Source organism: Stappia sp. P2PMeth1 (assembly GCF_900185735.1).
Classification (GTDB): domain Bacteria; phylum Pseudomonadota; class Alphaproteobacteria; order Rhizobiales; family Stappiaceae; genus Stappia.
Genome location: NZ_FYAW01000022.1, coordinates 268,579 through 294,801, shown reverse-complemented (window position 1 = coordinate 294,801; position 26,223 = coordinate 268,579). Strand labels below are relative to the sequence as shown.

Annotated in this window: 28 protein-coding genes; 16 read left to right on the top strand and 12 right to left on the bottom strand. The window is 68.2% G+C overall.

Annotation, left to right across the window (positions count from 1 at the left end):
• Window positions 1-4 precede the first annotated feature (4 nt).
• Entirely contained in the window at window positions 5-940 is a 936-nt protein-coding gene (gene xerD, locus P2PM1_RS16905) for a site-specific tyrosine recombinase XerD (protein WP_186399855.1), read from the bottom strand.
• A 22-nt stretch (window positions 941-962) separates the two neighbouring features.
• Window positions 963-1,106, bottom strand: coding sequence for a hypothetical protein (locus P2PM1_RS16900; RefSeq protein ID WP_186387712.1), 144 nt, complete (start codon window positions 1,104-1,106; stop codon window positions 963-965).
• A 148-nt stretch (window positions 1,107-1,254) separates the two neighbouring features.
• Here P2PM1_RS16900 and P2PM1_RS16895 point away from each other — a divergent pair, with 148 nt between their 5' ends.
• Genes P2PM1_RS16895 through P2PM1_RS16885 form a run of 3 tightly spaced genes read left to right on the top strand, consistent with a single transcriptional unit; the run spans window position 1,255 to window position 4,434 of the window.
• Window positions 1,255-1,875, top strand: coding sequence for a shikimate kinase (locus P2PM1_RS16895; protein WP_186387713.1), 621 nt, complete (start codon window positions 1,255-1,257; stop codon window positions 1,873-1,875).
• Entirely contained in the window at window positions 1,872-3,026 is a 1,155-nt protein-coding gene (gene aroB, locus P2PM1_RS16890) for a 3-dehydroquinate synthase (protein ID WP_186399854.1), read from the top strand. The genes P2PM1_RS16895 and aroB overlap by 4 nt, the downstream gene beginning before the upstream one ends.
• A 52-nt stretch (window positions 3,027-3,078) precedes the next feature.
• Entirely contained in the window at window positions 3,079-4,434 is a 1,356-nt protein-coding gene (locus tag P2PM1_RS16885) for an HlyC/CorC family transporter (protein ID WP_186399853.1), read from the top strand.
• Between the two features lie 68 nt (window positions 4,435-4,502).
• Here the strand turns inward: P2PM1_RS16885 and P2PM1_RS16880 are convergent, their stop codons facing one another.
• On the bottom strand, window positions 4,503-4,805 hold the full coding sequence (locus P2PM1_RS16880; protein WP_186387716.1) for a BolA family transcriptional regulator: 303 nt from the start codon (window positions 4,803-4,805) through the stop codon (window positions 4,503-4,505).
• A 134-nt stretch (window positions 4,806-4,939) separates the two neighbouring features.
• Here P2PM1_RS16880 and P2PM1_RS16875 point away from each other — a divergent pair, with 134 nt between their 5' ends.
• From P2PM1_RS16875 to P2PM1_RS16855, 5 genes are all read left to right on the top strand, one after another.
• Window positions 4,940-5,560 carry a J domain-containing protein gene (locus P2PM1_RS16875; RefSeq protein WP_186399852.1) on the top strand — a complete coding sequence of 207 codons (621 nt, stop codon included), beginning with the start codon at window positions 4,940-4,942 and terminating at the stop codon, window positions 5,558-5,560.
• A 297-nt stretch (window positions 5,561-5,857) separates the two neighbouring features.
• Complete coding sequence (gene cobS, locus P2PM1_RS16870) at window positions 5,858-6,844, top strand: cobaltochelatase subunit CobS (RefSeq protein ID WP_186399851.1); 987 nt, start codon at window positions 5,858-5,860, stop codon at window positions 6,842-6,844.
• Between the two features lie 11 nt (window positions 6,845-6,855).
• On the top strand, window positions 6,856-8,748 hold the full coding sequence (cobT, locus tag P2PM1_RS16865; RefSeq protein ID WP_186399850.1) for a cobaltochelatase subunit CobT: 1,893 nt from the start codon (window positions 6,856-6,858) through the stop codon (window positions 8,746-8,748).
• 4 nt (window positions 8,749-8,752) lie between these two features.
• Window positions 8,753-9,814, top strand: coding sequence for an esterase-like activity of phytase family protein (locus P2PM1_RS16860; protein ID WP_186396025.1), 1,062 nt, complete (start codon window positions 8,753-8,755; stop codon window positions 9,812-9,814).
• A gap of 334 nt (window positions 9,815-10,148) precedes the next feature.
• Window positions 10,149-11,183 (top strand): aspartate-semialdehyde dehydrogenase, encoded by a 1,035-nt coding sequence (locus tag P2PM1_RS16855; RefSeq protein WP_186399849.1) that lies wholly within the window; start codon window positions 10,149-10,151, stop codon window positions 11,181-11,183.
• Window positions 11,184-11,257: 74 nt separating this feature from the next.
• On the opposite strand, the gene P2PM1_RS16850 is transcribed toward P2PM1_RS16855, so the two are convergent.
• Entirely contained in the window at window positions 11,258-11,581 is a 324-nt protein-coding gene (locus P2PM1_RS16850; protein WP_186399848.1) for a cytochrome c, read from the bottom strand.
• A 169-nt stretch (window positions 11,582-11,750) separates the two neighbouring features.
• Here P2PM1_RS16850 and ggt point away from each other — a divergent pair, with 169 nt between their 5' ends.
• Window positions 11,751-13,514 carry a gamma-glutamyltransferase gene (ggt, locus tag P2PM1_RS16845; protein WP_186399847.1) on the top strand — a complete coding sequence of 588 codons (1,764 nt, stop codon included), beginning with the start codon at window positions 11,751-11,753 and terminating at the stop codon, window positions 13,512-13,514.
• A gap of 9 nt (window positions 13,515-13,523) precedes the next feature.
• Here ggt and P2PM1_RS16840 read toward each other — a convergent pair whose 3' ends face one another.
• Both P2PM1_RS16840 and P2PM1_RS16835 read right to left on the bottom strand, forming a co-directional pair.
• A complete protein-coding gene (locus P2PM1_RS16840; protein ID WP_186399846.1) occupies window positions 13,524-14,756 on the bottom strand; it encodes an MFS transporter in 1,233 nt (410 codons plus the stop codon).
• On the bottom strand, window positions 14,753-15,349 hold the full coding sequence (locus P2PM1_RS16835; RefSeq protein WP_186399845.1) for a GNAT family N-acetyltransferase: 597 nt from the start codon (window positions 15,347-15,349) through the stop codon (window positions 14,753-14,755). The genes P2PM1_RS16840 and P2PM1_RS16835 overlap by 4 nt, the downstream gene beginning before the upstream one ends.
• Before the next feature lie 186 nt (window positions 15,350-15,535).
• On the opposite strand from P2PM1_RS16835, the gene P2PM1_RS16830 reads away from it, so the two are divergent.
• Window positions 15,536-16,024 carry a hypothetical protein gene (locus P2PM1_RS16830; protein ID WP_186399844.1) on the top strand — a complete coding sequence of 163 codons (489 nt, stop codon included), beginning with the start codon at window positions 15,536-15,538 and terminating at the stop codon, window positions 16,022-16,024.
• A 20-nt stretch (window positions 16,025-16,044) separates the two neighbouring features.
• On the opposite strand, the gene P2PM1_RS16825 is transcribed toward P2PM1_RS16830, so the two are convergent.
• Entirely contained in the window at window positions 16,045-16,464 is a 420-nt protein-coding gene (locus tag P2PM1_RS16825) for a hypothetical protein (protein ID WP_186387727.1), read from the bottom strand.
• A gap of 143 nt (window positions 16,465-16,607) precedes the next feature.
• Here P2PM1_RS16825 and P2PM1_RS16820 point away from each other — a divergent pair, with 143 nt between their 5' ends.
• The 3 genes from P2PM1_RS16820 (at window position 16,608) to P2PM1_RS16810 (ending at window position 19,314) form a co-directional block, all read left to right on the top strand.
• The gene (locus tag P2PM1_RS16820) at window positions 16,608-17,315 is read left to right on the top strand and encodes an SDR family oxidoreductase (protein ID WP_186399843.1); all 708 of its coding nucleotides are present in this window, start codon (window positions 16,608-16,610) and stop codon (window positions 17,313-17,315) included.
• Window positions 17,316-17,419: 104 nt separating this feature from the next.
• A complete protein-coding gene (locus P2PM1_RS16815; RefSeq protein ID WP_186399842.1) occupies window positions 17,420-18,298 on the top strand; it encodes an alpha-1,2-fucosyltransferase in 879 nt (292 codons plus the stop codon).
• A gap of 65 nt (window positions 18,299-18,363) precedes the next feature.
• Window positions 18,364-19,314 (top strand): glycosyltransferase family 2 protein, encoded by a 951-nt coding sequence (locus P2PM1_RS16810; RefSeq protein WP_186399841.1) that lies wholly within the window; start codon window positions 18,364-18,366, stop codon window positions 19,312-19,314.
• Window positions 19,315-19,341: 27 nt separating this feature from the next.
• Here P2PM1_RS16810 and P2PM1_RS16805 read toward each other — a convergent pair whose 3' ends face one another.
• The 4 genes from P2PM1_RS16805 to P2PM1_RS16790 all read right to left on the bottom strand — a co-directional run bounded on the left by P2PM1_RS16805 (window position 19,342) and on the right by P2PM1_RS16790 (window position 22,867).
• Window positions 19,342-19,737 carry a GFA family protein gene (locus P2PM1_RS16805; RefSeq protein WP_186399840.1) on the bottom strand — a complete coding sequence of 132 codons (396 nt, stop codon included), beginning with the start codon at window positions 19,735-19,737 and terminating at the stop codon, window positions 19,342-19,344.
• 31 nt (window positions 19,738-19,768) lie between these two features.
• Window positions 19,769-21,262, bottom strand: coding sequence for a M48 family metalloprotease (locus tag P2PM1_RS16800; RefSeq protein WP_208984733.1), 1,494 nt, complete (start codon window positions 21,260-21,262; stop codon window positions 19,769-19,771).
• Window positions 21,259-22,098: a thermonuclease family protein gene (locus P2PM1_RS16795; protein ID WP_186399839.1), complete on the bottom strand. Its 840-nt coding sequence runs from the start codon at window positions 22,096-22,098 to the stop codon at window positions 21,259-21,261. Before P2PM1_RS16795 ends, P2PM1_RS16800 begins: the two co-directional genes overlap by 4 nt.
• Window positions 22,099-22,255: 157 nt before the next feature.
• A complete protein-coding gene (locus P2PM1_RS16790) occupies window positions 22,256-22,867 on the bottom strand; it encodes a 2-hydroxychromene-2-carboxylate isomerase (protein ID WP_186387733.1) in 612 nt (203 codons plus the stop codon).
• 129 nt (window positions 22,868-22,996) lie between these two features.
• Between P2PM1_RS16790 and P2PM1_RS16785 the strand changes: the two genes are divergently transcribed.
• The 3 genes from P2PM1_RS16785 (at window position 22,997) to P2PM1_RS16775 (ending at window position 25,702) form a co-directional block, all read left to right on the top strand.
• On the top strand, window positions 22,997-23,851 hold the full coding sequence (locus P2PM1_RS16785; protein ID WP_186399838.1) for a phosphatase PAP2 family protein: 855 nt from the start codon (window positions 22,997-22,999) through the stop codon (window positions 23,849-23,851).
• A 280-nt stretch (window positions 23,852-24,131) separates the two neighbouring features.
• On the top strand, window positions 24,132-24,815 hold the full coding sequence (locus P2PM1_RS16780) for a YdcF family protein (protein ID WP_186396013.1): 684 nt from the start codon (window positions 24,132-24,134) through the stop codon (window positions 24,813-24,815).
• 104 nt (window positions 24,816-24,919) lie between these two features.
• A complete protein-coding gene (locus P2PM1_RS16775; RefSeq protein WP_186399837.1) occupies window positions 24,920-25,702 on the top strand; it encodes a 1-acyl-sn-glycerol-3-phosphate acyltransferase in 783 nt (260 codons plus the stop codon).
• Window positions 25,703-25,766: 64 nt separating this feature from the next.
• Here P2PM1_RS16775 and P2PM1_RS16770 read toward each other — a convergent pair whose 3' ends face one another.
• Window positions 25,767-26,222 carry a translation initiation factor IF-3 gene (locus P2PM1_RS16770; protein ID WP_186387737.1) on the bottom strand — a complete coding sequence of 152 codons (456 nt, stop codon included), beginning with the start codon at window positions 26,220-26,222 and terminating at the stop codon, window positions 25,767-25,769.
• Window position 26,223 lies beyond the last annotated feature (1 nt).

The following is a 26,223-nucleotide window of genomic DNA, read 5'->3' as shown; positions in this document are numbered from 1 at the left end:
ACACTCAGCGTTTCCTCGCCAGCGGGTGATGGCCTTCGACCAGGGCCGCCAACCGCTCGTCGAGCACATGCGTGTAGATCTGCGTCGTCGAGATGTCGGCATGGCCAAGCAACTGCTGCACGACGCGCAAGTCCGCACCGTTCTGCAAAAGATGCGAGGCGAAGGCATGCCGCAGCACATGCGGTGAGAGCGCCAAAGGATCGAGTCCTGCCGACACCGCAAGGTCCTTCAGGTCGCGGGCGAAGGCTTGGCGGGTGAAATGCCCGCTCTCCCCATGCGAGGGAAACAGCCAGCGGCTGGCCGGATAGACCCCTTCCGCCTGCCGGCAGGCCACATAGGCGCGCATCGCCGCGCGCGCCGCCGGGCCGAGCGGCACCAGCCGCTCCTTGTTGCCCTTGCCGGTCACCGCGATCAATCGCTCGTCGCGCAGGGCCGCCGACAGCGGCAGCGACACCAGCTCGGACACGCGCAGGCCTGTGGCATAGAGCACCTCGAGCAGCGCATGCAGGCGCAGTGTCCGCAGCCGTGCTGCCGAGGACAGGCTCTCGACCTCGCTCGCCTCCCGCGCGGCGGCCAGCAACCGGTCGACCTCCTCCTCTCCGAGCGCCTTGGGCAGGGCGGCGCGGCGCTTGGGCGTCGCCACGGTGCGGGTCGGGTCGTCTGTGCGCAAGCCGTCGGAAAACAGATGCCGGTAGAACTGGCGCAGGGCCGACAGCCGTCGCGCCTGCGAACTGGCGGCAAAGCCGCGCCGGGTGAGATCGGAGAGATAGGCGGTGACGTCCTCGCGCGAGGCCGTAGCGGCCGCCGAGCGGCGCGCACCGAGAAACCCCGAGAAATCCTCAAGGTCGCGGCGATAGCTTTCCAGCGTGTTGGCCGCCGCGCCCCGTTCGGCCGACAGCATCTCCAGGAAGCCCTCGATCAGCAGCGCGTCGCTCGCCATCCCGCCTCCCGCTTCGGCCTCGCTAGCGCCCGAACCCGTCCATCCGCAGCCGCACCGTGATCTCGCGCGGTTCCGGTTCGACAAACGTGCCCAGCGCGAAGACCGTACCGGCGACCGCGCCGGTGAGAACCAGGAGAACGAACAGCAGTCGGGCGATCGTGGGCATGGGTGTCGAAAGGGCTCCGGAACCGCCAGTGGACGCATCCCTTATCGGCCAGTCGCCGGCCGTGATGCAAGTCGCCATCTGCATGCAGGCTTGACTATGCGGGCAGGACAAGGGCAAAGCGATGGGTCAAAAGGGAGAGCGCCGTCAGATGTCCGTCCTGCCGTATCTCGTCGAGGAAGAGCGTGCCGCCCGGCTTGTCAACGCGCTTGGAACGCGCTCGATCGTGCTTGTCGGCATCATGGGCTGCGGCAAGTCGAGCGTCGGCCGGCGCCTCGCCCAGACGCTGACGCTGCCCTTCGTCGACGCCGACACGGAGATCGAGGCGGCCGCCAACCTGACCATTCCGGAGATCTTCGCCCAGCATGGCGAGGCCTATTTCCGGGCCGGCGAACAGCGCGTCATCTCCCGCCTGCTGAAGAACGGGCCGCAGATCCTTGCCACCGGCGGCGGCGCCTATATGAACGCGGAGACCCGTGCTGCGATCCGCGAAAACGGCCTGTCGATCTGGCTCAAGGCGGATTTTTCGCTGGTGATGAACCGGGTGCGCCGCAAGCCGAACCGGCCGCTGCTCAACGACCCCGACCCGGAAGCGGTCATGCGCCGGCTGCTGGCCGAGCGCGAGCCGGTCTACGCGCAGGCCGCCCTCACCGTCCAGTCGCGCGATGTGCCGCACGAAGCCGTCGTCGTCGATATCATCGCCGCGCTCGAGGATCATTTCGGCCTTGCGCCGGCGCTCAGCGAACAGACGCAAGGAGCCGAACGCCGATGACCCGCCAATCCGCCGCGGCCGAAACCTCAGCTACGGACCCGCTTCGTGTTCCGGTCGATCTCGGCGAGCGCTCCTACGACATTCTGATCGGCCGGGGACTGGTGGACGAGGCCGGAGCGCGCCTTGCCGCCCGCCTGCCCCGTTCGAAGGTGGCCATCGTCAGCGACGAGACCGTCGCCACCCACCACCTCGAGCGGCTGCAGGCCTCGCTCGAGGCGGCCGGGATCGGTTTTGCCACCATCCTGTTGCCACCGGGCGAGGCCAGCAAGCGCTTCGCGGTCTACGAGACGGTCTGCGACCGGGTGCTGGAGGCCCGGCTGGAGCGCAACGATGCCGTCGTCGCGCTCGGCGGCGGGGTGGTCGGCGATCTTGCCGGTTTCGTCGCGGCCAGCGTCCGCCGCGGCATGCCGTTCGTCCAGATCCCGACGACGCTGCTGGCTCAGGTGGATTCCTCCGTCGGCGGCAAGACGGGCATCAACGTCCGCCATGGTAAGAACCTGATCGGCGCCTTCCATCAGCCCTCGCTGGTGCTGGCCGACACCGCGACGCTGGACACCCTGCCCTTGCGCGAGTTCCGCGCCGGCTACGCCGAAACCATCAAATACGGCTTGCTCGGCGATGCCGGCTTCTTTGCCTGGCTGGAGGAAAACCACACTGCCGTCTTCGCCGGCGGGGCGGAGCGCGAGGAGGCGATCGCGGTCTCCTGCCGCGCCAAGGCCGCCATCGTCGCCGAGGACGAATTCGAGACAGGGGCACGGGCGCTGCTCAACCTCGGCCACACGTTCGGCCATGCGCTGGAGGCGATCGTCGCCTATGACGGCACGCGCCTCGTCCATGGCGAGGGCGTCGCCATCGGCATGCGGCTCGCCTTCGACTTCTCGGTCCGGCTCGGCCTGTGTCCGCAGGCCGACCGCGACCGCGTGGCCGCGCACCTTGCCGCCGTCGGCCTGCCCACCCATATCAGCGACATACCCGGGCAGATGCCGCCCGCCGACAGCTTTCTCGACATCATGGCACAGGACAAGAAGGTGAGCCGCGGCGCCCTGACCTTCATCCTGGTCCGAGGCATCGGCGACGCCTTCATCGAGCGCGGGGTCGATATCGCCACCTTGCGCGACTTCCTGACGGACGAACTGGCCGTGCAATCCTGAGCCGGGTCGGCGCCACCCGAACCTGGATCCCAACACGAGGGAGACGCAACCGATGAGCGACGCAAGCCTCTGGCTCTCCATCCTGGCGATCTTTGTCCTGCTGGTCATGTCCGGCTTCTTCTCCGGTTCGGAAACGGCGCTGACCGCCGCCTCGCGCGCCCGCATGCTGCAACTCGAGAAGAACGGCGACCGGCGCGCGGCCGTCGTCAGTCGCCTGATCATGGTTCGAGAACGGCTGATCGGCGCGCTGCTGCTGGGCAACAACCTGGTCAACATCCTCGCCTCGGCGCTGGCCACCAGCGTGTTGCTCAGCCTGTTCGGCGATGCCGGCGTCGTCTACGCCACCCTGGTGATGACCGCCCTCGTCCTGATCTTCTCCGAGGTGCTGCCGAAGACCTGGGCGATCTCAAATCCCGACCGCTTCGCCATTGCCGTCTCGCCGGTGGTCCGCGTCGTGGTGATCGTCTTCGGACCGGTCGTCAGCGCGGTAGAGATGATCGTGCGCGCCTTGCTGCGCCTGTTCGGCGTCGATGTGTCGGAAAACCGTATGATGCTCTCCGCGCACGAGGAATTGCGCGGCACCGTCGATCTGCAGCATCTGGAGGGCGGCCTGGTGAAGGCCGAACGCGACCGCATCGGCGGCCTGCTCGACCTTGCCGACCTGGAAGTGTCGGACGTGATGGTCCACCGCACCAAGATGAACACGCTGAACGCCGACGAGCCGGTCGACAGGCTGATCCAGGACGCGCTGGCGAGCCCGCACACCCGCCTGCCGCTATGGCGCGGGCAGACGGACAACTATATCGGCGTGCTGCATGCCAAGGACCTGCTCAGAGCGCTGGCGGCAGCCGGCGGCGATGCCTCGCGCATCGAGATCGAGCAGATCGTCTCCCCGCCCTGGTTCGTGCCCGACACGACCAGCCTGCAGGACCAGCTCAACGCCTTCCTCAAGCGCAAGGCGCATTTCGCCCTCGTCATCGACGAGTATGGCGAGGTCATGGGGCTGGTGACGCTGGAGGACATCCTGGAGGAGATCGTCGGCGAGATTTCCGACGAACACGACGTGGAGCTCGCCGGCGTCCGCCCGCAGCCCGACGGCTCGATCATCGTCGACGGCGGCGTGCCGATCCGCGATCTCAACCGCGCCGTCGACTGGCGCCTGCCCGATGACGAGGCCACGACGATCGCCGGCCTGGTGATCCACGAGGCGCGGATGATCCCGGAAGAGCGGCAGGCCTTCACCTTCCACGGCTACCGCTTCACCGTGCTCAAGCGGGAAAAGAACCGCGTCACCCGGCTGAAGATCACGCCGCTGTCCAAGTCCGTGGCAGGTTCGGTGAAGGCGGTCTTCGCTGGACAGGCGGCAACGTCGCCGCAGGCTGCGACTCCGACGACGCAATCGGGCTGATTTCGACGAAAAGCAGTCCGCGAACCGGCTCCATAAGCCGGGCGCTCGACCCTTGTCTTCCCACCGGTTCAGGCCAAAGAGGCCGGGCCGCCGCCCCGCGGGTCGCGCTCATCGGGCGCACGTGCCTCGATCGCAAGGGCATGCAATCCGGCATCGAAGGCCGGTTTGACGCAGTCGTTGATCGCCCGGTGGCGCGCCACTCTGCTCTGGCCGGCCAGCGACGCGGCGACCATGCGGATACGGAAATGGGTCTCGCCGCCCTCGCGCCAGCCACCATGTCCGCGGTGCCGCTCGGATTCGTCGATCACCTCGAGGCTCTGCGGGGCAAAGGCGTCGCGCAGGCGTTGTTCGATCAGGTCCCGGATGCTCATGCCTTCCATGTGACAGACTTTTCGGCGCCGTCAAGACCTTGCCGAACGAGCCACACTCCCCCTATTTATGCGGATCGTCGCGGCCACAGCCGTATATTCCCGCCCCGCAGATCACGGAAACTGGACCAGGACCGGTGCCTTCGGACATTTTCGACCGCATCCGCATCAGCCCGAAGCGCCTTCGCGCCGAGGAAGAGTTCGCGTGCGAGCGGATCTGCGAGTGGGAGGGCTGCGACGAGCCGGGCACCCACCGCGCGCCCAAGGGACGGCATGCGGACGGCGAATACTACCATTTCTGCCTTGCCCATGTGCGGGACTACAACAAGTCCTACAACTATTTCGCCGGCATGGACGACGACGAGACGCGAGCCTACCAGCGCGACGCGCTCACCGGTCACCGCCCCACCTGGAAGATGGGCGTCAACGCCAAGACGGCAGACGAAGGCGCGCGCGCCTGGTCCGATGTCGATCCCCGTCAGGCGGCCCGGACACGCGCCGAAGCCCGCCGGCGCACGGGATCGGGCAAGACCACCGGCAGCGGCGCACGGGCTCCGAAACTCAAGCAACTGGAAGCCCGTGCCTTCGACACGCTCGGCCTGCCGCACCATGCCCGCGATGCCGAGATCAAGACCCGCTACAAGGACCTTGTGAAGCAGTTGCACCCGGATGCCAATGGCGGCGACCGCTCGCTGGAGGACCGGCTGCGCGAGATCATCAATGCCTACTCGCTGCTGAAGAAGGCCGGCTTCTGCTGAGCCGATCCGCCGCCGCGCGCCGAAGCGGGCTTGCCAGTTGGTCCGGATCGGCTATGAAATCGGAGATCTCCCGGATCTCCGGATCGCCTCAGGCTGCGGACGCCGAGCGGTCTCCCGTCGCGGGGAGATCCCTTTCCCGGCGCAATTCGCGCCAGCGCCGCCTGCGACGAGGCGTTTTCACTTGGCCGAACGGGGCTCTGGCAATAGGGTCTGGTTCGAATTTTGCGCCGCCGCATCTCGCGGAGCGCTGTGCACGACATCGCGGATCCCGCCAGGCAGCGGGCCAGCGGAGGAAAGATGACTGACAAGACCCTGCCCGTCGAACACCTGCCGGATACCACGGTGTCCGTGCGCGAGACCTTCGGCATCGACAGCGACCTGACGGTTCCCGCCTACAGAGAGCCGTCGGCGCACACGCCCGATCTCGACCCGGACTATCTCTTCGACCGGCAGACCACCCTGGCGATCCTCGCCGGCTTTGCCCATAACCGCCGCGTCATGGTCACCGGCTATCACGGCACCGGCAAGTCGACCCATATCGAACAGGTCGCCGCGCGGCTCAACTGGCCCTGCGTGCGCGTCAACCTCGACAGCCACATCTCGCGCATCGACCTGGTCGGCAAGGACGCCATCGTCGTCAAGGACGGCCGTCAGGTCACCGAATTCCGGGACGGCATCCTGCCCTGGGCACTGCAGAACAACATCGCGCTGGTCTTCGACGAGTACGACGCCGGTCGCCCCGACGTGATGTTCGTCATCCAGCGCGTGCTGGAAGTGTCCGGCCGCCTCACTCTGCTCGACCAGAACCGGGTGATTCGCCCGCATCCCGCCTTCCGCCTGTTCGCGACAGCCAACACGGTCGGCCTCGGCGACACGTCGGGCCTCTATCACGGCACCCAGCAGATCAACCAGGGTCAGATGGACCGCTGGTCGATCGTCACCACGCTGAACTACCTGCCGCATGACAACGAGGTCGAGATCGTCCTGGCCAAGTCGAAGCACTACCAGAACGACGAGGGCCGCAAGATCGTCTCGCGCATGGTTCGCCTCGCCGACATGACCCGCAACGCCTTCATCAACGGCGACCTGTCGACCGTGATGAGCCCGCGCACAGTCATCACCTGGGCCGAGAACGCGAACATCTTCAAAGATGTCGGCTTTGCCTTCCGCGTCACCTTCCTCAACAAGTGCGACGAGATGGAGCGCACGCTGGTCGCCGAGTTCTACCAGCGCTGCTTCGGCGAGGAACTGCCCGAGTCCGCCGCCAACGTGGTGATGAGCTGACCGGCAGTCCCATGCGCAATCCGCCCTCCGAGAAGAGCAGGCCCACGAGCGAGCCGTTGAAGCGGGCGATCGGCGACACCATGCGCGCCATCGCCGCCGACGCCGAGCTTGAAGTGCTTTTCTCCTCCGACAAGCCGTCGCTGTCGGGCCACACGGCCCGCCTGCCGGAGCCCTCGCGGCGCCTCACAGCCGACGAGATCGCCGTCACGCGCGGCCTCGGCGACGCCATGGCGCTCAAGCTCGCCTGTCATGACCCCGGCCTGCACCGCAGGCTGGTGCCGCAGGGCGAGACGGCCCGCGCCATCTTCGACGCGGTCGAGCAGGCGCGCTGCGAGGCGGTCGGCGCCAACCGTATGCCGGGGGTGTCCGACAATCTCTCCGCCATGCTGGAGGACCGCAGCCGCAAGGCCGCCTATGCCGACGTCGCCAGCCGCGAGGACGCGCCGCTGGAGGAGGCGATCGCCTATATGGTGCGCGAGCGCCTGACCGGCCGGCCGGCACCCAAAAGCGCCGAGCCGATGATCGCCCAGTGGCGCGGCTGGATCGAGGAAAAGGCGGGCGAGGCGCTCGACCTGCTCGCCGACCGGATCGAGGACCAGCAGGACTTCGCCAAGCGCCTGCGCAAGGTGCTGACCTCTCTCGAGATGGACGAGGATATCGGCCAGGAGAGCGAGGACGAGGACGGCGAGAGCGAAGACGCCGAGGGGCGCAACGAGCGCGGCGAGACCTCCGCCGACGGCGAGGAGGAAAGCGGCGAGGACGAGGGCGCGCCGCAGGAGATGGAACTCTCCGGCGAGGAGACCGAGGCGGGAGAGACCGAAGGCCTCGACGGCGACCTGCAGGAGCTGACCCAGGACGACCAGGCGGACCAGGCCGAGGAGCCCGGCGAAAGCCGGCGCCGTGAGCTGCCGCTCTCCAACCTGCCGCCGACGTCGGACTACAAGGTCTTCACCAACCGCTTCGACGAGACGGTGCCGGCCGAGGAACTCTGCGACACCGCCGAACTCGACCGCCTGCGCAGCCATCTCGACAAGCAATTGGTCAACCTGCAGGGTGCCGTCGCCCGGCTGGCCAACCGCCTGCAGCGCAAGCTGCTCGCCCAGCAGAACCGCTCCTGGTCCTTCGACCTGGAGGAGGGCATGCTGGACACGGCGCGCCTGACCCGCGTCGTCACCGACCCGATGCAGCCGCTCGCCTTCAAGCAGGAGAGCGACACCAATTTCCGCGACACCGTGGTGACGCTGCTGCTCGACAATTCCGGTTCCATGCGCGGCCGGCCGATCACCGTTGCCGCGACCTGCGCCGACATTCTGGCCCGCACGCTGGAGCGCTGCGGCGTGAAGGTCGAGATCCTCGGCTTCACCACCCGCGCCTGGAAGGGCGGGCAGTCGCGCGAGGCGTGGCTTGCCGCCGGCAAGCCGGCCCAGCCCGGCCGCCTCAACGACCTGCGCCACATCATCTACAAGTCCGCCGACGCACCCTGGCGCCGCGCCCGCCGCAATCTCGGCCTGATGATGCGCGAGGGCCTGCTGAAGGAGAACATCGACGGCGAGGCGCTGGACTGGGCCCACAAGCGCCTGCTCGGCCGCCCCGAGGCCCGCAAGATCCTGATGATGATCTCGGACGGCGCCCCGGTCGACGATTGCACCTTGTCGGTCAACCCCGGCAACTATCTCGAGCGGCATCTGCGCTACATCATCGAGGAGATCGAGACCCGCTCGCCGGTGGAACTGATCGCCATCGGCATCGGCCACGACGTCCCCCGCTACTACCGCCGCGCCGTCACCATCGTCGATGCGGAGGAACTGGCCGGCGCCATGACCGACCAGCTCGCCGATCTGTTCGACGAGCAGACGCAGGCACCGTCGCGCGGTGGTCGCGGACGGCGCCGCGCGGCGCGCTGAGACGATGGCCACCGCGCTGCCCGCCCGCCCGCGCCCGTCGCGCCTTGCCGCGGCCTTCGCCGCCGCCCTCTGCGCTTGCGCGTGGACGCTGGCGCCAGGCCCGGCGGCGGCCATCATCGACGTTCCCCTCCAGGACGTGGTGATCCGCGCCCAGCCGATCGACGCCTTCCGGGTCGGCCGCGCCGACGAGCCGCGCTTCGGCGAGCTCACCTTCATCGGCGGACTGGAACTGTTCTCGGGCAACCGCCACATGGGCGGCCTCTCCGGCCTGGTCCTGAGCCCGGACGGCCGCGACATGATCGCGGTTTCGGACAATGGCCTGTGGCTGGTTGCCACGATCGACAGCGATCCGGACGGGCGGCCGCTGGCCCTGCGCGACGCACGCCTCAGCGCCATCATCGGGCCGGACGGGCGGCCGCTCATCGACAGCGGCCGCGGCGATGCCGAGGCCCTGACCCTGCGCCGCAATCCGGACGGCAGCGGCGAACTCTACATGGCGACCGAACGCTATCACGCCATCTACGCCTATCCCTATCCGCTCGGCGACCTGCGGACCCCGGGCCGGGCGCTGGACCTGCCGCCGGCCCTGCAGACCCTGCGCCACAACAAGGGCATGGAGGCGGTCGCCTATGCCAATGACGGCCCGCTCGCCGGCACGCTGGTGGTAATCTCCGAACGCGGCCAGACATTCAACGCGAACCTGCCCGGCTTCCTGCTCGGCGGTCCGACGCCCGGCACCTTCACCGTGTTGCGCCAGGACTCCTACGACGCCACCGACGCGGTCTTTCTTGACACCGGCGACCTGCTGCTGCTGGAGCGGCGCTTCACCCTGCGCCACGGCATCGGCATGCGCGTGCGCCTGCTCCCGGCAAGCGAGCTGAAGCCCGGCGCCCTGGTGGTTGGCCGCGTGCTGCTGGAGGCCGGGTTTTCTGATCAGATCGACAACATGGAAGGCATCGCCGTTCATCGCAACGCCGCCGGCGAGACGATCCTGACCATCATTTCCGACGACAACCGCTCGATCCTGCAGCGCACTCTGCTGCTGCGCTTCCGCATGGACGGCTGATCCTTCGAACGCCGATGCCGCACGGCCATGTTGACAATGGTCGCGCATGACGGCATCTAGTCGCCGTCGAGGTTCGGACAGTTCCCGTCCGGATCCGCGAGGGATCCCATGCCGAAGCCGCGCGCCCTTTCCAACGCCCCGTTCGCCGCGACGAAAGCCGCGAATGGTGTCGCGTGCGCCGGCACGACCACGACGACGACCCGCAAAACGACCGCCTGACGGCCCTCTCGACCCGCGCTCCCCCGGGTCCGATGGGGGACCGAACGGACCTGAGGCTCCCGCATGGATGGCGGCTTCGGGTTGGCGGGGAGCGGCAAGAGAGGACTGAATACCAATGGCTTACAAGATCGCAGTGGTCGGTGCGACCGGCAATGTCGGCCGCGAGATGCTCGACATTCTGGACGAGCGCGGCTTCCCGGCCCGCGAGGTCGTGCCTGTCGCCTCCCGTCGGTCGCAGGGTGTCGACGTCTCCTTCGGCGACCGCACGCTGACCTGCCAGGCCATCGACCATTTCGACTTCTCCGATGTCGACATCTGCCTGATGTCGGCGGGCGGCGCCGTCTCCAAGGAGTGGTCGCCGAGGATCGCCGCCAAGGGCTGCGTCGTCATCGACAACTCCTCGGCCTGGCGCTACGACGCCGATGTGCCGCTGATCGTTCCGGAAGTGAACGCCGATGCCATCACCGGCTTCACCCGCAAGAACATCATCGCCAATCCGAACTGCTCGACCGCCCAGCTCGTCGTCGCGCTGAAGCCGCTGCATGATGCGGCGACCATCCGCCGCGTCGTCGTCTCCACCTACCAGTCGGTCTCCGGCGCCGGCAAGGACGGCATGGACGAGCTGTTCAACCAGACCCGCTCGGTCTTCGTGAACGATCCGATCACCCCGGAGAAGTTCACCAAGCGCATCGCCTTCAACGTCATCCCGCATATCGATGTCTTCATGGAGGACGGCTACACCAAGGAAGAGTGGAAGGTGCTGGCCGAGACCAAGAAGATGCTCGACCCAAAGATCAAGGTCACCTGCACCGCCGTGCGCGTGCCGGTGTTCATCGGCCATTCGGAGAGCGTCAACATCGAGTTCGAGCGTCCGATCACCGCCGAGGAGGCGCGCGACATCCTGCGCGAGGCGCCGGGCGTGCTGGTCGTCGACAAGCATGAGGACGGCGGCTACGTCACGCCTTACGAGAGCGCCGGCGAGGACGCGACCTATGTCAGCCGCATCCGCGAGGACGCCACCATCGAGAACGGCCTCAACATGTGGGTGGTCGCCGACAACCTGCGCAAGGGCGCGGCGCTGAACGCGGTGCAGATCGCGGAAGTGCTCGTCAATCGCGGTCTGATCACCCCGAAGAAGGCCGCCGCCTGACGCGGCCCTAGGCGGGCGAGGCATCGCTCTGACGCGGCCGGAAACGGCCGCGTCCCCTTACCGGGGCACGGCCGTCACGGCCGGCGCAGGCTCGCGATATAGGCGCCGATATCGGCGATCTCCCGCCGGGTCAGCGACATGTCCGGCATTTTCGGATGCGGCGCGGCCAGAAAGGCCGCGAGCTGGTCCGGATCGAAGTCCGGATCGCGCGCGACTTCCGTGAAAGGTGCGATGTCGCTGCCCGGCCCCGCCTGGCCCTCCTCCACCAGATGGCACGCCGCGCACCATGTGCGGGAGAGTTCGAGTCCCGTCCCGGCATCCGCCGCCCAGGTCACTCCGGGCTGCGCTGCCGCGCACAAGCCTGCCACACCGGCGCCCGCAATCCCGGCAAGGGCCATCGCCCGTATCGCGCCGCGACGCGTCCGCGACCTGTCTCTCGCCATCCTGCCCACCTCCGCTGCCTTCACTCTGCCCCAACGGAACTGCCAACCGGGGAACTGTCAAGGGTAGCTCTCCGCCGCTTTTGGCGACAGACTGGTGTTTCCCTTACTGTATCCGGAGGCTGACATGCGCGCAGTAACCAGACGCACCGGCAGGTTCGCCGGCTTCGCGCTTGCCGCCGTCGCGGCGATCGGCCTGGCCGCCGGCCCGGCCTTCGCCCAGGACGCGGCCCCGGCCCCGATCCTGTCCGGCTCCGACCGTTTTCACCCCGTGCTTGCCCGCAGCGGCATGGTCGCCAGCCAGGAGGCGACGGCAACCCGCGTCGGCCGCGACATTCTCGCCGCCGGCGGCAATGCGGTCGACGCCGCCGTCGCGGTCGGCTTCGCCCTTGCGGTCACCCTGCCGCGCGCCGGCAATATCGGCGGCGGCGGCTTCATGCTGTTGCATATGGCCGAAAGCGGCGAGACGCAAGCGCTCGACTATCGCGAGCTCGCCCCGGCCGCTGCGGAGCGTGACATGTTCCTCGACGCCGACGGCAATGCCGACAGCGAGAAGTCCCGCTATTCCGGACTTGCCATCGGCGTGCCCGGCACCGTCGCCGGCCTGCATGCCGCCCATGCCCGTTACGGCAGCGGCCGCTTCGCCTTCGCCGAACTCCTCGCTCCCGCGATCCGGCTGGCCCGCGACGGCTTTCCCGTCTCCGACGACCTTGCCGGCTCGCTGAGGCAGGTCCACTCGCGCCTGTCGAAGGACCCCGCCGCGCTCGCGACCTTCTACAAGGCCGACGGCGGCTTCTATGAGCCCGGCGAGACCCTGCGCCAGCCACAGCTTGCGGCCACGTTGCAGACGATTGCCGACGAGGGGCCGGACGGCTTCTACAAGGGCGCCGTCGCCGAGGCCATCGCCGCGCGGGTCCGCGAGGCCGGTGGATCGATGACGGCGGAGGACCTTGCCGCCTACGAGGCGAAATGGCGCGAGCCGGTCTCCGGCACCTATCGCGGCTATAAGGTGGTCTCCATGCCACCGCCTTCCTCCGGCGGGGTTCATCTCATCGAGATCCTCAACATGCTGGAGCCGTTCGACCTTGCCGCCTCCGGCGCCGGGTCGGCGGCCACGCTGCATGTGATGGCCGAGGCGATGAAGCGCGCCTATGCGGATCGCTCGGAATTTCTCGGCGATCCCGATTTCGTCGATATTCCCGTGAAGGGCCTGACCTCGAAGGCCTACGCGGCCTCGCGCATGGCCGACTTCGACCCTGAGCGAGCCATGCCCGCCGACCGCCTCGCCCCCGGCATGCCGGCTCCGTACGAGAGCGAGGAGACCACGCACTATTCGGTGGTCGACGGTCAGGGCAACGCGGTGTCCAACACCTACACGCTGAATTTCTCCTACGGGGTCGGCATGATGGCCGGCGACACCGGCATCCTGCTCAACAACGAGCTCGACGACTTCTCCGCCAAGCCCGGCGTGCCGAACGCCTATGGCCTGATCGGCGGCGACGCCAACGCGGTCGCCCCCCGCAAACGGCCTCTCTCCTCGATGAGCCCGACGCTGGTGTTTCGCGACGGCCGGCCGGTGCTGGCCACCGGTTCGCCCGGCGGCAGCCGCATCATCACCACGGTGCTGCAGATCGTCCTCAACGTCATCGATCACGGCATGAACATCGCCGAGGCGACCGCCGCCCCGCGCATGCACCACCAGTGGCTGCCCGACGAGATCCGCATCGAGGAAGGGTTCTCGCCCGACACGCTGGCGATCCTGCGCGGGCTTGGCCACACGGTGGAGGAGCGCGCCACCATGGGGTCGACCCAGTCGGTGATGGCGGTGGAGAACGGTCTGGCCGGGGCTTCCGACACGCGGGTGCAGGGCGCGCTGGCCGCTGGCCACTGAGCAGACCGTTCAGGCCGGGCGCCGCCGCATCAACGTCGCGACCAGCAGCAGCACATAGACGCCGCCGAGCAGCATCGGCAAGCCGGAAAGACCGACGAAATCGATGGCAAGACCGGAAATCGCCGGTCCGGTGAAGCCACCAACGCCCCACATCACGGCGAAGCCGGCATTGCCGGCGATCAGCATCGCGCCGGTGAAGCGGCGGCCGAGCTCCATCAGCGCGATCGTGTAGACCCCATAGGCCGAGGAGCCCCAGACGAAGAGCATCGCCCACAGCGGCCACGTCGTGTCGATCAGCGCCGGCAGCAGCATCGCGCCGGCAATGGTCAGCAGACACAGCACCACCATGACGAGGCGCGGTCCCCAGCGGTCGGCGAGCGTGCCGATCGGCACCTGGAAGACGATGTTGCCGACGATCAGCACCGCCAGCGCCGTCGCCACAGAGGTCTCGTCAAGGCCATGGCCGAGACCGTAGACCGGAAACAGCGTCAGGATCGCCTGGTCGAAGGCGGCGGCTATGGCCGTCACCACCAGCAGGAAGGGGATCAGCGGCGCGACCATGCGGATCGACCCGCTCTCGCCGGCGGCAAAGCGCGGCAGCCGGTGGCGGATCGAGGCGATCAGCACCGCGCAGATCAGACAGACGGCAATACAGACGACGAAGGGTGCAAGGGTCTGTGTGCCGGTCACCGCCAGCGTCGCCGGACCCAGCGCGAAACCACCGGCCAGCGACGTCGCATAGAGGCCGAGCATGCGGCCCCGGATACGGTCGGGCGCCAACTGGTTCACCCAGGTCTCGCTGGAGATGTAGAGCCCGTTGATGCCGACGCCGAGCAGGAAGCGGGCGGGAAACCACAGCCACAGCGACTGCACCGCGCCGATCAGCGCGAACAGCACCGCCAGCAGCAGCGCAGAGGCGATCGCCAGCCGCGCCGCGCCGAAGCGGATCGCCAGTTGTGGCACCAAGGGGGCGGAGACGATGAGGCCCAGCGCCATCATCGCGGCATTGCTGCCGATCAGCCAGGCCGGGGTTCCCTGCCGCTCCAGGATGAACGAGAGCAACGGATAGGTCAGGCCCTGCGCCAGCCCAAAGACCGCGACGAGCAGCAGCACCACCGCCATCGCCGCCCGGTCCAGCGCTTGCGGCACGCGCTCGGCCGCCTCCGGCGCCAGTTGGCCGGGCGCTCTCGCGATTGCCGCTTGCGGCTGTCCGCAGGTCGCCTCCTCATCCGCCGCGCTCATACGGGTCCCGTATCCCTATCGAGATGGCACCGCATGACCGTCACGGTGGCGAAGCCGAAGACCGGTCGCAGCAGATCGAGCCGGCGCCGCCCCTCGACGACGAAGCCGCGGCGAAGATAGAGCGCCTTCGCCCGAGGATTGGTGTCGACGACGTCGAGCCGCACCGCGCGCTTGCCCGCGCGCCGGGCAATGGCGACAATCTCCGCCAGCAACGCGCTGCCAACCCCCATGCCACGCACCTCCTCGGCCACTGCGATCCCGTCCATAGGCAGTACATCCTCCTGCTCCTCCTTGTCGAGCAGGGCGAGACCCGTCATCCGGATCGCCGTGCCGAGCAGGCTGAAACGCCTGCGGAAATGCCGCCACTTCGGCTCGAACAACCCGTGGCCGTCGAGACGATAGCCGGCAATGCCGACGACCCGGCCATCGACCAGCGCGATCACACCCCGGTCACGCTGCAGATGCGGTGCCAGAAACTCCGCCGCCGCGTCGACGCTGCCGAAAAACGGCCGCAGCTTCTGGATCAGGCCGGCCGCATAGATCCGCGTTGCCGCCATCTCGTCGCCTGGGCGCACATGCGAAAGCACGTTCATCGCCAGTCCTCCGCTTCGTCCGACTGCCGGCCAGAGGTCTATTGCAACCTTCGATGCGTATCCGCCCTGCCCGGCCTTGCAACAAAAATCGCCCTCGCCCGCCGAAATCCCGTCCGTCGACAGGACCCGGACACGGAATCAGGCTATTGCGAAGGATCGACGGTTTCGCGGAAAGTGGAAAGGGACATGCCCGACATCGCCCCATTTCTCGAGTTTCTCGGCTCGTCGCAGCTTGCCCGCACCATGGCGGGATCCGCGAAGCTGCGCGAAGCCGCCGCCGCCGTACACCTCTTCGGCGCGCTGGTGCTGGTCGGCGCCCTGTTGCCGCTCAACCTGCGGCTGATCGGGTTTTGGCGCAATGCGCCGCTGGCCGATCTTGCCCGCGTCCTCGGCCAGACCGCCCTCGTCGGCCTTCTGCTTGCGCTGGCGAGCGGAATCGCGCTGATGTCGACACGCCCGTTCGCGGTCGCTGCCGATCCTGCGTTCCAGGTCAAGGCCGGGCTGCTGGCCGCTCTGGCCGTCAACGCGCTGCTGCTGCGTCTGGTTCCGGCCTGGCGGCTGCTCGATCAGGTTGATTCGCGCGGCACCATCTCCCGCTTCCGCCTTGCCGGCCTGCTGTCGCTGCTGCTTTGGGGTGCGATTCTCGCCCTGATGCGCTGGCCCGACCTGATCTGACCGCGCCGATGCTGCCGCTGCTACTGGGCGCGGCGATAGATGCCGGTATTGATCACCGGCCCCTGGCCGGGCACCACCACGCTCTGCTCCACCTCCAGGCTCTGCCCGTCATCGGAAAGCCGTCTCCGGGCCGTCATCAAGGTGAGATCGCCGCGTTTCGCTTCCGAGGTGAGCGTGTACTCGTCCTCGAAATAGAGCAGCAGCCTGTCGGCGAGCCCGCTTTCCGACAGGCGCGCGCCCGGCGCACCGGGCACACCAGTGATCTCGCCGCCGATCTCCTCACCGCTCGCCGAAAGGATCGACATGCGGATGCTCACCAGGCCGAACTCCTCCTCGATGCGGCAGGTAGCGGCTTGCGGCAACTCGCTCTGATCGAATTCGCTCTCGTCGAGATCAAGGATCCAGGTTCCGAGGAAAGGGGCTATCCGCTCGCTGCTCATCGCTGCAATCCGTCTTGAAGGCCTCTTGCGCCGACCGTTGGGGCCAACGCCTGCTTGCGCGACCTTGTAGCCGCGTTTACCAAGCCTGTCATCGTCTCGCCATTGCGCCCGCGCGCGCAGCGCCGCCAGCCGGAGTCCCGCCCATGACCTCCCCTGCCACCTCCACACTCGTCGTCACCGGCGCCAATCGCGGCATCGGACTGGAGCTCGTGCGCCGTTTCCTCGCCGACGGGGCCTGGCGTATCCATGCCGCCTGCCGTGCGCCCGAAAGCGCCATGGCACTGGCCGACCTCGCGGCCGGCCATCCGGATCGCCTGACCGTCCACCCGCTCGATGTGACCGATGCCGGATCCGTCGTCGCCTTTGCCGAGGCGCTTGGCGAGGCGCCCGTCGACCTGCTGATCAACAATGCTGGCGTGCTCAATCCGCACCAGGCGCTCGACGATCTCGACTTCGCCGCCTGGGAGCGCGAGCTGCAGGTCAACACGCTGGCGCCGATGCGCATGGCAGTGGCGTTGCGGCCGCAGCTTCGGCGGGCAGCGAATCCGCGCATCGTCACGATTTCCAGCCAGATGGGATCGCTCGCCCGTCCGCGAGGCGGCAGCTACGCCTATCGCAGTTCCAAGGCGGCGGTGAACAAGGCGATGCAGGGACTGGCCATCGATCTCGAAGCGGATGGCATCTGCGTCGTCGTGATGCATCCGGGCTGGGTGCGCACCAGCATGGGCGGCGGCAGCGCCGAGATCGACCCGCAGGAGAGTGCCGCCGGCATCTTTTCCGTCGCCACCCGCCTGTCGATGGCGGACACTGGCAGTTTCCTGCAATGGAACGGCGAGATACATCCCTGGTAGGAGCCCGCTTGTTCGACGTCCCGATGCCGACTAACAAGAGCGATGCAGCAGCAGCGGGGCGAGAGATGGCGGCCGGGGGCACGAAACGGACGGAGACGGGCAAGGTGCAAGACGGCGCCCCGGTCTGCGTTCGGATCTGGGGCGGGCTCGGCAACCAGATGTTTCAATATGCCGCCGGCCATGCGCTGGCCAAGCGCCTCGGCGTCGAACTGCTCGTCGATCCGCTGGAGCTGGACTTGGCCCATGCCGCCTTCGGCCTCGACGTTTTCGGCCTCGCACCACGGATCTGGCAGCCCGACACGACCTCGCTGAAGGCGCGCGTGCTGGGCGCACTGGGGCGCAGCAGCGGCAAGAAGCGGCAGAAGCTGTGGGCCGGTCCGCGCTATGTCCAGAAGGACTTCTGCCACGGCGACGGCTTTTCCGGCCTCGGCCCCGGCACCTATCTGTCCGGATATTTCCAGTCGGAGCAGTTCTTCGCCGACTGCCGGGATGACATCCGCGCGCTGTTCTCGCTCGACCACGTCGCCGCGACCCTGGACCCTGCCCGCCTTGCGCTCGCCGACCTGCCCACCAGCGTGTGCCTGCATGTGCGGCGCGGCGACTACGCCGCCAACGCAAAGACCACGGCCACCCATGGCCTGCTCGGCACCGAGCACTACAGCCGCGCGGCCGGGCTGATGGCGCGCCTGGTGCCGGAGGCGACCTGGCTGGTCTTTTCCGACGACATTTCGGCTGCCGATGATCTGACGCGCACCCTGCCCCGCCGCATCTTGATCGAGGGCCAGAGCCGCGAGCAGGATCTTCACCTGATGAGCCGCTGCGCCCATCATGTCATCGCCAATTCGAGCTTCAGTTGGTGGGGCGCGTGGCTCAGTCGCAACCCGGACCGCCACGTCATCGCCCCGCGTAAATGGTTCGCCCGCGACGAGCTGCGCCGGGTCTATGTCGACGAACTCTTTCCCGCCGGCTGGATTCTGCTCTGAGAAACAGGTACTCCCCTGACGGGAACAGGCCCTTCTCGGGCCGGGATACGGGGACCTGCGCGCTGATGAAACTCTGCGTTGCCATCTGCACGAGAGAACGGCCGAAGATGCTGCGGGCCTGCCTTGCCTCCGTCTGCGCACAGGCCGTGCCGGACTGGGTCCGAGCCGAAATCGTCGTGGTCGAGAACCATGACCGCGAGACGTCGCGCTCTGTTGCGGAAGAGGTCGCGGCCGAGACCGGCTGGACCATCCACTATGTGCTGGAGCGCGAGCTCGGCATTCCCTTCGCGCGCGACCGCTGCGGCACCTTCGCCGAAGACGCCGGATTCGACCGGGTGCTCTATATCGACGACGACGAGATCGCCCATGCCGGCTGGCTGGAGACGATGGTCGAGGCGACCCGCGCCCTCCCTGCCGAAGTCCATTATGGCCGTGTCCTCTACACCTGGCCACCCGAAACGCCCTCATGGATGGTGCCCACGCAGGTCAACAAGCGCCCCTCCGGCACGGTGCTGACCAAGGCGGAAGGCCATAACACGCTGGTCGACACCAAGGTGTTCCGGGCGCGCGAGGCCGGCGGCCTCGGCCTGCATTTCGACGGGTCCATGCGCTTTACCGGCGGCAGCGATACGGATTTCTTCACCCGCGTCCACGATGCCGGCGGGCGCATCGTCTGGATCCCCGACGCCTTGGTGGAGGAACTCGTCCCGGTCAACCGCACCACCCTGCGCTGGCAACTCAGCCGTACCTTCCGCGTCGCCGGCAACATCTCGCGCCTGCACGAAAAGCGCGCCGGCAAGAAGAAAGCCGCCCTGCGCAGCCTGTTGAAGGGCGTAGGCCGTATCGTCGGCGGCACGTTCCTGTTCGTGCCGGCCGCCGCAAGCTTTGCCGTCTCGCCCGAAGGCGGGCGCCGCCGCGCCTTCAAAGCTGCCAAGCAGATCGCCTCCGGCCTCGGCTCCCTCGCCTATCTCACCGGCCACCAGCAGCAGCCCTACGCCAAGGTCGACGGCGGTTAGCGGTAGGGAGACGACGCGCTTGGCTGTCTAATCCTCGGTGCGGCTGTCGGCCGGACGGTCGTGCTCGTAGCGGTGTTTCAGCGGAAACGCCGGCAACCAGGCTTCCCGTCGCACGGTCCACAATTCATAGGTCGGCGTGAACTGGTCGGGCGCATCGAGCGCGCCGAGATTAATCATCACCTCGTCGCCGCTGCGCCCGAAGACCGGAGATCCGCAGCGCGGGCAGAAGAACCGGCCCTGATAGTCGCCGGTCTCGCCCTCGGTGGTCACCGCATCGGCCGGAAAGATCGCCGAGGCATGAAACAGCGCGCCATGGCTCTTGCGGCAGTCGAGGCAATGGCACAGGCCCACGCGATAGGGCTCTCCCAGCGCTGTGAATCGCACATTGCCGCACAGGCATCCGCCTGCATGTTGCTGCTGCATCTGCGTCTCCCGTTGCCCGGCTCGCCTCCGCCTAGTCGACCACCAGCTTCAGCGGCGTGCCGGCCGGAATGACTTCGCCCGGCGGCGTCTGGTTGAGGATCGAGAACAGCTCCAGCCGGCGCGCCGGCTCGATACCGCTCATGCCGACCGCCAGCCGCTCGGGCGTATCGCCGGCATCGGCCCGGATCACCTTGATGCGCAGCGGCCGCAGCCGCGCGATCTCCGTCGGCGTGAGCTGCCGGAAGCTCCTGATCGTCGCCTCGTAGTCGCGGGTAAACGTCTCGCCGCCGGCTCGCGAGGCGAAGATGAAGCGGTAGCCGGTACGCCCGATGCGGACCACCGCGATGCGGAAGGACCAGCCCTCGGTCACCGCCGAAGCCGTGACCGCCGGCAGCCCGTTCACCGTTTCCTCGCGCACGCTGTCGCGGATCAGACCGTTGATCCAACCGCTGGTCATATAGGCGGTGAGCGAGGGGAAATCGGTCAGATCCGCGCCGTCGAAGCGCAGCGCCGTGCCGTTCGGATTGCTGGCGAGCACCGCTTCCGGAGAGTTTTCCAGCACATAGCCCGGCGGCGCGGTGAAGCTGATGCCCAGCGCCTTGTGCAGGAACGAGCGTCCGCGGATATAGCCCTCCAGCGGATCGTCGCCGTAGAGCATGCCGTCGATCTTGGTGAGATAGGCATCGCGGTCGCGCTCGCCGAGACCGGGAGCCCCGACCTGCCGCGCCGCGCGTACCGCCGTCTGCACCCGCTCCGGCGTCGTCGGATGCGAGGACAGGAAGTCGGGCGCGCCCTTGCCCGCCCCTTGCGCGGACTGGAAGGCGGCGAACTGGCCCATGGCGGTGAGGAATCGCGCGGCGGCGAAGGGATCGTAGCGCGCCTTGGCCAGCGTGCGGACGCCGACGGCATCGGCCTCCAGTTCCTGGATCTGCGAGAAGCGGGCGAAGGACAGTTGCGAGGAGACGATGGCCGCGCGCTGCTGGTCGGGGTCGCGCACCACATTGCCGAGCACCCGCCCGGCCAGTTCGGTCGCCTCGGCTCGCTGCTGACGCTTGATCGCGTGATTGGCCGTGACATGGGCCATCTCATGCGCCAGCACCGCCGCCACCTCGGACGTATCGGTCGCCAGCGCCAGCAGGCCGCGCGTCACGTAGAGATAGCCGCCCGGCAGCGCGAAGGCATTGACCGCCGGCGAATTCAGGATGGTGATGCGATAGCTCTGCGACGGGTCGTCGGATGCCTCGACCAGCCGGCCGACCACCTGCGCCACGGCGCGCTCCGCCCCGCGATCCTCATAAACGCCGCCATAAGTCGCCACCACGCGCGGGTGTTCCCGCGCGCCCAGATCCGAGGCAACTCCCGGCCGCAGGCTGCCCGGCGCCGGCGTACCGATCTCGATCGGGGTGGTGCCGGAAAACTGGCACGCGGACAGGAGCAGCGCCGAGGCCAGCGCCGCCGCGAGCCGCAGGGGGCGCGGCCGCCGGGATCGGTCCGGACGCGTTGCTGTTCTGAAGAGCCTCTTCACCGCCGATCGCCATTCCTGTCGAGCCGCTCGATCTGCGCGGGATGCTCCAGATCGATGGACGGGCCACCCGACTGCCGCATAATCCCGCGCAAGCGAATAGCTGCCCCGCCAAGAGACGCAAGGTCAAGCCCGGCGGCGGCGAAGACAGCCTTGCGCTCCGCGCGGATCGTCGCGGTGAAATCGCGGCTCCAGCGGCCGCCGAAATTCAGGTAGATCATCGAACGGGTCTCCCCGACCGACGCCACGCGGCCGGACACCAACGTATAGCGGCCGTTGCGCTCGGCCAACAGCACGTCCGGGTCATGCGCCGACCACACCCTTTCGTGCCGCCAGAGACCAACCTTGCGACGGCGTGCCGTCTGTTCCTCGCGCAGCAGGTATTCGAGACAGTCGCGCCCGGCAAGCCGGGGACCGACGATCGCCTGTCCGGCGCGCACCAGTTCGCGGGCGAGCCACCGCTCGCCGGGATCGAGCACCAGATGGCCGGAGCGGCGCTCCCACCGATCCGTCCCCTCGCCAAGCGCCACGAAGCGCAACCGCGCGCCGGCCTGACCGGTGGCTGGAGCCTCATCCGTCACCATGACAAGCTCGGCCTGACGCAGCAGTTCACCACTGGCGCTGCGCCACACATGCGGCTCGCCGGGTTCGGCGCGCGCGTCCAGGATCTCGTCGCCCGCCGTGTTCCGGCAGGCGTCCGGAAGACCGTCCCGCCCCTCGGCGAAGGCAGGTCCCGCGGCAAACGCTCCGGCAAGGGTTCCAGCCAGCCCCAAGGCACAGGCAAGTCCAAGGGCAAAGGCAAGCCGGTCCGCGCCGCGCGGCGCGGATCCTGCCGCCATTGCATTGTCACTGCGTATCGCCATCGCTGCGGGACACGTCCTTCCGATCCTCGTTCCCGTTCCCGGGATGCTGTCATCTTGCCGAAAATGGTGGCGGGAAGATGTCGCGGCCATGGCCGCGGACAACCGGGGCACCGCCGGGTGCACGAGGTGGGGCTCAGCCGGCCGCATGGGTGTCCAGCGCATGGTCCAACGCCTGTTCCAGCCGATCGTTGCCCCAGAACAGCTCGCCATCCGCACAGGTGACGCTCGGCGCGCCGAAAATGCCGAGCCTCTTCGCCTCCTCGACGCTGCCGCGCAGCCGTGCCTTGACGTCGTCGCTGGCGGCACGCGCGAGGATCGCATCCGCCTCCGCCCCGGCATGGGCGGCCAGAGTGGCGAGCACCGTCTCATTGTCGATCCGCCAGCCTTCGCCGAATTGCGCCAGATAGACCGCCCGCGAGAACCGCGCCACCTGCTCCGGTGCCAGCGCCGTGGCAATGCGTGCGGCCTTGAGACCGTTCTGCGGAAACGGCTCGGGCCGGCGGAACGGGAGTCCCGCGGCAGAGCAGATCCGCTCCAAGTCGCGCCACATATAGGCCCCCTTCGCCGGCAGCAGGTTGAAGGGAGAGGTGGTCCAGCCGACCTGCGCGAAGATCGGACCGAGCAGGAACGGTCGCCAGCGCAGCTCGACGCCGCGCCGTTCCGCCAGATCCTCGATCCGCATGGCGGCCGGATAGCTGTAGGTGGAGGCGAACTCGTACCAGAACTGGACGATCGGACGCGACATGACGGCTTCCTTTCCTCGCGGCGGCTGCGACCGGCAGCCGCATCGGCACGGCGCCGCCCTTGGACAGGAGGAGCCAGATCGCTATAACCCCTCAACCGGACCCGCAAGACAACCGCTAATGCAGGCGCGATGACCGACAACCCCCCCTCCACGGCCTCGCGCGGCTTCCGCTTCCCGGCGCGCCTTGCCGCCGGCGAAACGGGCGCCCTCGCCCTTGTCGTCTGCACCTGTCTCCTCATCGTCACCGGCCTTTTCCTTGCCTTCCCCGGCCTCGATATCGCCGCCTCCCGGCTCTTCCACCATCCCGACGCCGGCTTCATCCTGGCGCAGGACCCGTTCCTGCAGCGCCTGCGCGAGCTCGGCCCCTTCCTCGTCAAGCTGATCGCCGGCCTCTGTCTTGCCGTCCTCCTGTGGCCCTTCGTCGCCGGCCCGTTGCCCGAACGCCTGCCGCTGCGGGCGCCCGTCTTCCTGCTGTCAACCCTGGCGCTCGGCCCCGGCCTGCTGGTCAACGCCCTCCTCAAGGACAACTGGGGTCGGCCGCGCCCCAACGCGGTGGACCTGTTCGGCGGGGACGCGCCCTATGTGAGCGTCTGGCGGATCAGCGACCATTGCGGCAGCAACTGCTCCTTCGTCTCTGGCGAGGCCTCCTCCAGCCTCTGGCTGATCACCCTTGCCATTCTCGCTCCCCCGGCCTGGCGCCGCACTGTCCTCGCCGTGATCCTGCCGCTGGTCCTTGTGCTGTCCGCCAACCGCGTCGCTTTCGGCGGCCACTTCCTGTCCGACACGCTGATTTCCTGGTGCCTGACCCTTCTGGTCATCCTCGGCGTTCGCCATCTGCTCTGGCGGCTGCCGGGCGCCGAAGCCCGCGCCCGGCGCTGGCGCGACGGCTATGACCGGCTCTCGGCCACCGTCCGCCGCCGGGCCGCCGGCCTGCGCCGCCGTCTTGCCGCCTCGCTGCGTGCTTTCGCCGCAATGATGCGCTGAAGCTGCCCGGGAAAGACCGATACCGTGCCTGCCCATCGCCGTGCCGCGTTTGCAACATCTTGCTGCCGCGAAGATCTGCCATGCGGGGTGAACCAGCGCAGCGGCCACCGGCCACCGGCCACCTTTGCCCCGTCCGACCGTACCGCGCGGGGGTGGAAAAACCGGCCGGCTTGCGCCTTAGTTAGCCGAGAGACGCATGCAGGCGATTCGCCCTCTTGCATCCGCCGACCGGGCGGATATCAGACCGCGTGAAAGGAAGGCCGAGGGGCAGGCTCAGCCGATGAGTTCGCAGGACGACCAGCAGACCACGGCCGGTGGGACGGCCGGGGCAACGCCGCCGGCAGACGGGCGAGCCCGCTCGCGCGGCCGACGGTTGCTGCGCATCCTGGCAAGCGGCCTTCTCGTTGCCGGCCTGGGCTTCTATGCGGGCTCCTTCCTACGCTTCGCCGCCACCGTCGCCGGCTATGACAGCAACGACGCGGCCCGCGCCGACGCCATCGTCGTCCTTACCGGCGGCAGCGAGCGCGTCAAGCATGCACTGGCCCTGCTGCAGGCCGGCAATGCCGAGCGCCTGCTGATTTCCGGCGTCCATCCCGAAACCACGCCGCAGCAGATCGTCATCTCCACCGCCAGCGACCTGTCGCTGTTCTCCTGTTGCGTCGACCTCGACAGGAACGCCAACAACACCCTGGAAAACGCTTCCGAGACGGCGAAATGGGCTCGCGAGAACGGCTTTGCCCGTCTTCTCGTCGTTACCAGCGCCTATCACATGCCGCGCGCCCTGCTCGAGCTCCGCTCGACCATGAGCGACTTCGACCTCGTGCCCGTGCCGGTGCAGACAGCCGATCTCGCCCCCGAGCGCTGGCATGAAGAGCCGCGCACGGCGCTGCTGCTGGCGCGCGAGCACCTGAAATATCTGCTTGCCTGGCTGCGGATCGCGGTTATGGAAACGTCGGCGCCGTAACAGTGCCGTCCATGCGGCTTGCGTCGGAGGCAAGTCGCACGGGATCCTGGCGGGCGCCGCTTGCGGCGCGTCCGGTAGTTCCACACCGCAACCGGTTGAGATCGATGCTGCTTCTTCGCTCGCTGCTGTTTCAGGCGCTATTCTACATCAGCACCCTGGTCCTGATGATCGCCGGCCTGCCGGTCTTCCTGATGCCGCGGCGGCGCGGCTGGCCGCTGGTGCCATTCTGGGCCAGGGTCGAGCTGTTCCTGCTGAAATGGATCGTCGGCATGAAGGTCGAGTTCCGCGGGCTGGAGAACATTCCGCGGGGCGGCTGCATCGTCGCCGCCAAGCATCAGTCGGCCTGGGAGACCTTCGCGCTTCTGCCGCTCTTCTCCTCGCCGACCTATGTGCTGAAGCGGGAACTGCGTTACATTCCGATCTTCGGCTGGTACACGGCGAAATTCCGCCAGATCCCGGTCGACCGGGGCAAGCGCGCCCTGGCGCTAGCCGCCATGACCCAGCGGGCCCGCGAGGCGGTGGCCGAAGGCCGGCAGATCCTGATCTTTCCGGAAGGCACCCGGCGAGGAGCCGGCGAGGAGCCGCGCTACAAGCACGGCGTCGCCCATCTCTATCGGTCGCTGGAGGCGCCGGTCCTGCCCGTGGCGCTGAATTCCGGCCTGTTCTGGCCGCGCCGCGGCTGGCGACTCTATCCCGGCACCGTGCTTGTCGAGTTCCTGCCGCCGATCGCACCCGGCCTCGACATCGAGACGTTCCACACACATATGGTCGAGACGATCGAAAACACCTCCGACCGGCTGATCGACGAGACGGCGAGGACGTCGCCCGCCCTGCCGACCCTGCGCCAGGTCCGCGCGCGCCGCGCGGCGCGCGGCCTGCCAGTTTGATTGAGAACGGCGTGATTGAAAACGGTGTGATTGAAGGCGATGTGATCAAAAACCGATTGCGGCGTCAGTCCTCGCGCGTGTCCCGCGCCGAGATCCGCCAGCATCCCGATTGGCGCCCGGCGACCACCCAATAGACGAAGCCCGCCAGGAAGCCCGTCGCCGCAGCAACGATCGTGCCGGGCCGGACATCCGCCTGCAAGTGGGCCGGGCCCTCGCCGGACCACCACAGGACGGTCGCGATGGCGCCGCCAGCCGCCAGATGAAAGACCACTCCGCGCAGCCGCAACGCCTCCGCCAGCACCACGGCGGCCAGCGCCGGGGCGAAGGCCAGTCCACCGATGAGGCTGGCCCCAACCAGAGACCAGCCGAAGCTAAGGCCGATCACCACCGGATCGCCGGCGGGATCCTGCAGCCCGCGCAACAGGCCGAACGCGACGAAGGCGGCGGCGGCCACGAAGGCCAGAACCAGCCCCACGACGATCCGGATGCACTGGGCAAGAAGCTTGCCGCCGTCGATCATC

Coding starts and splice junctions, on each gene's coding strand:
- P2PM1_RS16820 (WP_186399843.1), top strand. CDS start 16,608: ATGACCTCCCCTGCCACCTCCACACTCGTCGTCACCGGCGCCAATCGC.
- P2PM1_RS16810 (WP_186399841.1), top strand. CDS start 18,364: ATGAAACTCTGCGTTGCCATCTGCACGAGAGAACGGCCGAAGATGCTG.
- P2PM1_RS16785 (WP_186399838.1), top strand. CDS start 22,997: ATGACCGACAACCCCCCCTCCACGGCCTCGCGCGGCTTCCGCTTCCCG.
- P2PM1_RS16825 (WP_186387727.1), bottom strand. CDS start 16,464: ATGAGCAGCGAGCGGATAGCCCCTTTCCTCGGAACCTGGATCCTTGAT.
- P2PM1_RS16840 (WP_186399846.1), bottom strand. CDS start 14,756: ATGAGCGCGGCGGATGAGGAGGCGACCTGCGGACAGCCGCAAGCGGCA.
- xerD (WP_186399855.1), bottom strand. CDS start 940: ATGGCGAGCGACGCGCTGCTGATCGAGGGCTTCCTGGAGATGCTGTCG.
- P2PM1_RS16835 (WP_186399845.1), bottom strand. CDS start 15,349: ATGAACGTGCTTTCGCATGTGCGCCCAGGCGACGAGATGGCGGCAACG.
- P2PM1_RS16780 (WP_186396013.1), top strand. CDS start 24,132: ATGAGTTCGCAGGACGACCAGCAGACCACGGCCGGTGGGACGGCCGGG.
- P2PM1_RS16795 (WP_186399839.1), bottom strand. CDS start 22,098: ATGGCGGCAGGATCCGCGCCGCGCGGCGCGGACCGGCTTGCCTTTGCC.
- P2PM1_RS16895 (WP_186387713.1), top strand. CDS start 1,255: ATGTCCGTCCTGCCGTATCTCGTCGAGGAAGAGCGTGCCGCCCGGCTT.
- cobS (WP_186399851.1), top strand. CDS start 5,858: ATGACTGACAAGACCCTGCCCGTCGAACACCTGCCGGATACCACGGTG.
- ggt (WP_186399847.1), top strand. CDS start 11,751: ATGCGCGCAGTAACCAGACGCACCGGCAGGTTCGCCGGCTTCGCGCTT.
- P2PM1_RS16775 (WP_186399837.1), top strand. CDS start 24,920: ATGCTGCTTCTTCGCTCGCTGCTGTTTCAGGCGCTATTCTACATCAGC.
- P2PM1_RS16805 (WP_186399840.1), bottom strand. CDS start 19,737: ATGCAGCAGCAACATGCAGGCGGATGCCTGTGCGGCAATGTGCGATTC.
- P2PM1_RS16770 (WP_186387737.1), bottom strand. CDS start 26,222: ATGATCGACGGCGGCAAGCTTCTTGCCCAGTGCATCCGGATCGTCGTG.
- P2PM1_RS16860 (WP_186396025.1), top strand. CDS start 8,753: ATGGCCACCGCGCTGCCCGCCCGCCCGCGCCCGTCGCGCCTTGCCGCG.
- P2PM1_RS16880 (WP_186387716.1), bottom strand. CDS start 4,805: ATGAGCATCCGGGACCTGATCGAACAACGCCTGCGCGACGCCTTTGCC.
- P2PM1_RS16790 (WP_186387733.1), bottom strand. CDS start 22,867: ATGTCGCGTCCGATCGTCCAGTTCTGGTACGAGTTCGCCTCCACCTAC.
- P2PM1_RS16850 (WP_186399848.1), bottom strand. CDS start 11,581: ATGGCCCTTGCCGGGATTGCGGGCGCCGGTGTGGCAGGCTTGTGCGCG.
- aroB (WP_186399854.1), top strand. CDS start 1,872: ATGACCCGCCAATCCGCCGCGGCCGAAACCTCAGCTACGGACCCGCTT.
- P2PM1_RS16885 (WP_186399853.1), top strand. CDS start 3,079: ATGAGCGACGCAAGCCTCTGGCTCTCCATCCTGGCGATCTTTGTCCTG.
- P2PM1_RS16830 (WP_186399844.1), top strand. CDS start 15,536: ATGCCCGACATCGCCCCATTTCTCGAGTTTCTCGGCTCGTCGCAGCTT.
- P2PM1_RS16855 (WP_186399849.1), top strand. CDS start 10,149: ATGGCTTACAAGATCGCAGTGGTCGGTGCGACCGGCAATGTCGGCCGC.
- P2PM1_RS16900 (WP_186387712.1), bottom strand. CDS start 1,106: ATGCCCACGATCGCCCGACTGCTGTTCGTTCTCCTGGTTCTCACCGGC.
- cobT (WP_186399850.1), top strand. CDS start 6,856: ATGCGCAATCCGCCCTCCGAGAAGAGCAGGCCCACGAGCGAGCCGTTG.